The following is a 3,028-nucleotide window of genomic DNA, read 5'->3' on the forward strand; positions in this document are numbered from 1 at the left end:
ACATCGTGCGCACGGTGGCGGCCTCGGCCTCGTTGATCACGAGCTTGCGCTCCTTCAGCTCGTAGCCGAGCGGGATCCAGCCGCCCATCCACATGCCCTTCTTACGGGAGGCCGCAAACTTGTCGCGGATGCGCTCGCCGATCACCTCGCGCTCGAACTGCGCGAATGAAAGCAGGATATTGAGTGTCAGCCGCCCCATGGACGTCGTCGTATTGAACGACTGGGTCACGCTCACGAAAGTGACATTGTTGCGGTCGAACACCTCGACAAGCTTGGCAAAGTCCATGAGTGAACGCGACAAGCGATCGATCTTGTAGACGACCACCACGTCGACACGCCCAGCCTCAATGTCGGCGGTCAACCGTTGCAACGCCGGCCGCTCTAATGTCCCACCGGAAAAGCCGCCGTCATCAAACCGGTCTGGCAACAGCAGCCAGCCTTCCGCCTTTTGGCTCGCCACGTAGGCCTCGCATGCTTCGCGTTGCGCATCGAGGCTGTTGAACTCCATGTCGAGCCCTTCCTCGGTCGACTTGCGGGTGTAAACCGCGCAGCGGAGTTTGCGGACGATGGGCTTTTTCATCGTGCCGCCCGCTGGTTCTTGAGGCCAAAAAAAATCAGCCCGTTCCATCGCGTGCCGGTGATCGCGCGGGCGACGGCAGACAGAGATTTGTACGGGCGTCCCTGATATTCGAAGTCGTCGTCGCGCACCGTCACGCAGTGCTCGACACCTTGCCACCCGCGGACGAGACGCGTGCCGGCGATCGGCCGGTCCTTGGCCGGCTGCCGTCGTCGATTCGGATCGCCACCATCCAGGTCCTCGGCCAAGGCCTCCAATCGCTCGATCGTCTCGGGCTTGAGGCCACCGTAGGCGAGCTCCTGAATGCGATATGCCAGGCGGTGTTCCAGGAAACGGCGATTGTACGGTGGCGGCTCAGTGTCAAAGAGTTCGCGCCACTCCTCTTTCAGCTTGGGAGTTGGCGTCGTTTTGAGGGCCACCAATTTGGCCAGTACGGCGTCGGTCATGCACTCGCCTCACGTTCTCCGTCCTGGCCATGACCGCGTTGGTCGGGCGAGAAGTCGAGGCGAATTTCTCCGTGGTCGCCCGATAAAGAACTGGACTTCCGCTTGCGCAGCCGAATGAAGCCCGCGGCCAGTAGATCAGCGATTTCAGCCAATCGTTCCGCAGGAGTCATCTGATTGGGATCGAGTGCATTCATGGCGAGCGCCTTGCAATGACGCGCACGATTATCTCGACCGGCCCAGATGAACAGCGAAATCGACTCGCAAGCGAAGCGGTTCGAAGACGAAGAAAGGATCGCGCAATTCGACAGGCCGCCTTGGTCTCTCAACCCAAGGGAGGCGGGCTCCGCCGTGCCGAACTCAACAGTCTTGTGATTCGGTTGATCTTGACCGCCCTTCGATGCCACGATACGCAAATCCGCGTAGCAGCAGGCGGCAATGATAAGCGGAGGATGACAAAGCGATGGCGTCTCGCCCCATCACATTCGGACAGGCAATCGCGAAGGCGCGCAAAGCCAAGGGGTTGAGCCAGAAGGAGCTGGCCGCGCTCATCGTCAAGGACGAGGACGAAGGCCCAATTTCACCACAGTACCTGAACGACATCGAGCACGATCGACGCAGTCCGACGTCCGACTATCTTATTCGGCGTTTTGCGAAGGTCCTGGACGAGGAAGAGGGATACCTGTTTGTCCTCGCCGGCAAGATCCCCGAGGATCTGCGCCGCCGCGCCAAAGATCGCGATAAGATCGTCGAAGGATTCGCCAATTTCCGAAAGACCATTACCAAGTAGGAGCGGGCGTCGTGGTGAAGATGGTTCGGGACAACACTGGCCGCTTCGCTGAACGCCCCTACTACACTGCGGCCGAGCTCGACCGCGAATGCGAGCACATCGTTTCGGCATTTCTGACGGGCCGGCACGGCCATTTTCGCCTTCCGGTGACGACGGACGAGATCTCTATCCTGATCGAGCAACACGATGCATCGCTCGATTCGTCTGTCGACCTGACCGAGTATGGGCGAGATGTCGAAGGAATGACGGAGTTCTTTCCGGATCGGAATCCTGAGGTATCGATCTCCGACCGGCTGGCTAATGACGCTCGCCGCGAAAACCGGCTCCGCACGACGCTCGCCCATGAATTTGGGCATGTGCATTTTCACCGCCATCTCTGGGCCGAAAAATTCATGACTGGCCGCCTGTTCGATCGGCGGAGCACCGAAAACAAGGTGATCTGCAAGCGCGATTCGATTCTCGAGGCCAAGGATTCGGACTGGATGGAGTGGCAGCCGGGCTATGTCAGCGGCGCCATTTTGATGCCGGTCGGGCCGCTTCGCCGATTCGTCTCCGACTTCTGTGGAAAGCGGGGATTACACGCCGCCGTTAGCCTAGCTTCGGAGCCGGGCCAACAGGTCATAAATGACGTAATGGCGCGGTTTTCCGTGTCCGAAGACGCAGCGCGCGTGCGGCTTCTAAAGCTCGGGCTCCTTACCGTATCGACCCAGCAACCATCGCTGTTCGGCTGATCTCTCCACGTCGATTCGCTGATTTGCGTAGTTTTTCGATTGACTACGCGGCGACTCGCGATACCCTTGAGCTCAAACTACGCTAATCCGCAGAGTCGCGGGTGGCGTCATAGCTCAGGAGATCGGAATGTCGAACTCAAAGCGTGGACCTGGAACTCATCATGTGGTGCCCAACCATGGCGGCGGGTGGGACGTTCGGCGCGGCGGCGCCGAACGCGCCAGCGGCCACTTCCCACCAAGGCGCAGGCTGTGGATAGCGCGCGGGAGATCAGTCGCAACGCCGGCACCGAGTTGAAAATCCACAATTTGGACGGGCGAATCGGCCAAAGCGACAGCCACGGCCATGACCCTCGCAACATTAAGGGTTAGGAGGCGGCAATGGCTTCGGTGGCGACCTTCATCCGCAACACTCCGACCGCGACACTGCGCGCCTATTTTCAGCACGCCGGCATCGCTCTGCCGGCGACCGTCAACTGGTCGGCGCCGA

At 60.1% G+C, this 3,028-nt stretch carries 5 protein-coding genes and 1 pseudogene; 3 read left to right on the plus strand and 3 right to left on the minus strand.

From position 1 onward, the window contains the following. The 3 genes from BGN91_RS14930 to BGN91_RS14940 all read right to left on the minus strand — a co-directional run. Positions 1–580, minus strand: a 580-nt coding sequence (locus tag BGN91_RS14930; protein WP_292614464.1) for a recombinase family protein, incomplete at its 3' end; no start/stop codon positions are given. Further along, positions 577–1,023 (minus strand): DUF2924 domain-containing protein, encoded by a 447-nt coding sequence (locus BGN91_RS14935; RefSeq protein WP_292614465.1) that lies wholly within the window; start codon positions 1,021–1,023, stop codon positions 577–579. The genes BGN91_RS14930 and BGN91_RS14935, both read right to left, overlap by 4 nt. Next, complete coding sequence (locus BGN91_RS14940; protein WP_292614466.1) at positions 1,020–1,427, minus strand: hypothetical protein; 408 nt, start codon at positions 1,425–1,427, stop codon at positions 1,020–1,022. Before BGN91_RS14940 ends, BGN91_RS14935 begins: the two co-directional genes overlap by 4 nt. Before the next feature lie 56 nt (positions 1,428–1,483). Between BGN91_RS14940 and BGN91_RS14945 the strand changes: the two genes are divergently transcribed. The 3 genes and pseudogenes from BGN91_RS14945 (at position 1,484) to BGN91_RS14955 (ending at position 2,910) form a co-directional block, all read left to right on the plus strand. Beyond that, positions 1,484–1,810 (plus strand): helix-turn-helix transcriptional regulator, encoded by a 327-nt coding sequence (locus BGN91_RS14945; protein WP_292614468.1) that lies wholly within the window; start codon positions 1,484–1,486, stop codon positions 1,808–1,810. Between the two features lie 11 nt (positions 1,811–1,821). Next, a complete protein-coding gene (locus BGN91_RS14950; protein ID WP_366408634.1) occupies positions 1,822–2,541 on the plus strand; it encodes a hypothetical protein in 720 nt (239 codons plus the stop codon). Between the two features lie 127 nt (positions 2,542–2,668). After that, positions 2,669–2,910: pseudogene (locus tag BGN91_RS14955) on the plus strand (DUF2188 domain-containing protein). The last annotated feature ends 118 nt before the right edge of the window (positions 2,911–3,028 follow it).

Origin of the sequence: Nitrobacter sp. 62-13 (genome assembly GCF_001896955.1) — a bacterium.
Taxonomy (GTDB): Bacteria; Pseudomonadota; Alphaproteobacteria; order Rhizobiales; family Xanthobacteraceae; genus Nitrobacter.

Coding starts and splice junctions, on each gene's coding strand:
- BGN91_RS14935 (WP_292614465.1), bottom strand. CDS start 1,023: ATGACCGACGCCGTACTGGCCAAATTGGTGGCCCTCAAAACGACGCCA.
- BGN91_RS14945 (WP_292614468.1), top strand. CDS start 1,484: ATGGCGTCTCGCCCCATCACATTCGGACAGGCAATCGCGAAGGCGCGC.